General features: G+C 59.8%; 2 protein-coding genes. Both read right to left on the reverse strand.

The features are described 5' to 3' along the window. The coding region (locus QMC81_11855) for an LON peptidase substrate-binding domain-containing protein (GenBank protein ID MDI6908164.1) at positions 1–1275 on the reverse strand (1275 nt) is incomplete at its 3' end. A 304-nt stretch (positions 1276–1579) separates the two neighbouring features. Continuing rightward, a complete protein-coding gene (locus QMC81_11860; protein ID MDI6908165.1) occupies positions 1580–2692 on the reverse strand; it encodes an ABC transporter substrate-binding protein in 1113 nt (370 codons plus the stop codon). Positions 2693–2781: the final 89 nt, after the last annotated feature.

The raw sequence follows: 2781 nt of genomic DNA on the forward strand, positions 1-2781 counted from the left end.
GACCTCGTCGAGCAGGAAGATCGGGTTCTTGGATCCCGCATTGCGCATGCCCTGGATGATCCGCCCCGGCAGTGCGCCGACATAGGTGCGGCGGTGCCCCCTGATCTCGGCCTCGTCCCGCACGCCGCCAAGCGACACCCGGACGAACTTGCGGTCCAGGGCGCGGGCGATCGATTTCCCGAGCGAGGTCTTGCCGACCCCGGGAGGCCCGACCAGGCAGAGGATGGGGCCCTTCATCTTCTTGGCCAGCTTGCGGATGGCCAGATACTCCAGGATCCGCTCCTTGACTTTCTTCAGGCCGTAGTGGTCCTCGTCGAGCACCGCCTGGGCGGCCTCGATGTCCAGGCGGTCGCGGGTGCCCTTCGTCCACGGCAGGGCCAACAGCCAGTCGAGGTAGTTGCGCACCACGGTAGCCTCGGCGGCCATCGGCGGCATCTTCTCCAGCCGCTCGACTTCCTTCAGGGCCTTTTCCTCGACCTCTTTGGGGAGCTTCATCTGGGCGATCTTTTCCCGGTACTCCTCGCCCTCGGCGACACGCTCGTCCTTCTCTCCCAGTTCCCGCTGGATGGCCTTGATCTGCTCGCGCAGGTAGTACTCCTTCTGGGTCTTCTCCATTTGCTTGCGCACGCGGACGTTGATCCGCCGTTCGATCTCGACGATCTCCAGCTCCTTGGCCACCATGGCGCACAGGCACTCCAGCCGCTCGCGGATCGGCACGGCCTCCAGGATGAGCTGTTTGTCCTCGATGCGCAGGGGCAGGTGCGAGGCGACGACATCGGCCAGCCGGCCGGGTTCCTCGATGTTGGCCACGGTCACCACGGTCTCCGGCGGGATGCGCTTCGAGAGCTTGACATACTGCTCGAACTGGTGCACGAGGTTGCGCATCAGGGCCTCGAGTTCCGTCGTTTTCACGAAGTCCTCGTCGTACTGGGTAACCTCAACCCTGAAGTACGGCTCGTTGAAAAGGTAATTGCGAATGCGGGCACGGGCAATGCCCTCCACCAGGACACGAATGGTCCCGCCCGGCAGCTTTAGGAGCTGCTTTAGCTCCGCCACCGTGCCAACGTCATAAATATCATCCGTCTCGGGGTCATCGGTCTGGGCCTCCTTCTGGGTAGCCAGAAGAATGAGCCGGTCATGGCTCATGGCCTCTTCGATCGCCTTTACCGACTTCTCGCGACCCACGTCCAAATGGATGACCATGTACGGAAAGACCAAAATCCCGCGCAGGGGAAGAAGCGGCAATACCCTTCTGGTCGATTCCAAACGGGGCACCTCCTCAGTTCATGGGTGACTCCACTGCTGCAGCTACCAGTAGGGGTCAATATCACATTCATTCTAACACAGTCAGTTGACCAGCGACCATAGCAATAGTTGTCTTGTTGACCGCAAAAAACCCTGGGACTACAGGTTTTCCAACCCTTCACCCTTGCCTTCAGCTGACGGCTGCTGCTACCTTCATCGTTCGGGACTTTCACCCTAATAGACAGCACCCATGCCGGGCACACCAGTCAAAGGGCGGGGGGACATGCCCCCGCCCTTTTTCGTGCGCTCTATTGAAACGCTGTGGTCCTGTCGGTTAATCAAGAGTCAGTCGCTTAAAGCCCCCGAAATCCTGCGCCATCCGTGCATAGACCGGCGTGCCCAGCAGGAACGTATAAATATCGTCTGCTTTTTTCGCCGGATCCACATCCGCGAAGCACTCGGGATAGATGACCTTGCCGGCGTAATAGGCGTCGGCCAGCGCCGTATCGATGTTGGTCGTGTAATAGTTATACGGGATCTGCCCGTAGAGGTTCCCTTTCTTCACCGCCGTCAATGACCGATAAAACTGCTGGTTCTTTCGGTAATCGTCCCTGACCATGCTGTAGCCGCCCTCGTCGATGAAGATGATCTCCGGATTCCAGCTCAGAAGCTTCTCCCGGTCGATCATGACACTGCCCTTCTTCCCGGTTTCGTCAACCACATTCCTGGCGTTGACGGCGATGAAGGGCGGGTACTGCCCCTGGGTGCTCTCGATGCCGTGCGTTCCTTTCATCCCCAGCGCACCCACATATACCGTCGGCTTTTTCTCTTCCGGGACATCTTTCGTACGCTCGTGGAGATCCGCCTGGCACCGCTTGATGAAATCCACCACTTCGCGCGCCCTGCTCTCCTGTCCAATAACCTTCCCGATGAGCATAAGGGATTGGTAAAGTTCTTCGTCGAAGGTCGCCAGTTGACCATAACTCAGCACAACCACCGGAATGTTCGTCTTCGCCTGGAGATCGTCCGCCTTGACCCTGTCCACGAGGTAGCTCGCAAAAATGACGTCCGGCTTCACCGCAACCAGCTTTTCGGCGTCGGGGGTCGAATTGGGTCCGCCCGGCCCGATGGCGGGGAGGTCCTTCAGCTCCGGGTGGGCCAGTATATACGGCCGACCGGTCGGCTGCTTCTTTTCCAGGTCTGCCGTCACCAGATAGTTCAGAAAGGCCCGCGCCACCATACCCATCGGGCAGGCGCACCCCTCCATGCTGTGCTCGATCTTTCCCACCTGCAGCAGGCCTACGGAGCCGTCCCAACGCACACAGGCCACGGGCAAGGTGTCCAAAGTCAGTTTTTCTGTGAACAACTCCGCCCGTCCGCTTCCCTTGCCCCTGAGCATTGCCATCAGCTTTTCTCTTACCGCCGGCTTGCCCCCGACCTCATCCATCAGCGTTCTGCCGGGAGGTTCAATGCCCAGCATCGCCCCCAGCCCGAGAGGGACTCGTCCACATCCAGCACCAGCACCTTCCCTTTTTT

The sequence above is a fragment of the Thermoanaerobacterales bacterium genome, from assembly GCA_030019475.1.
GTDB lineage: Bacteria > Bacillota > Desulfotomaculia > Desulfotomaculales > JASEER01 > JASEER01.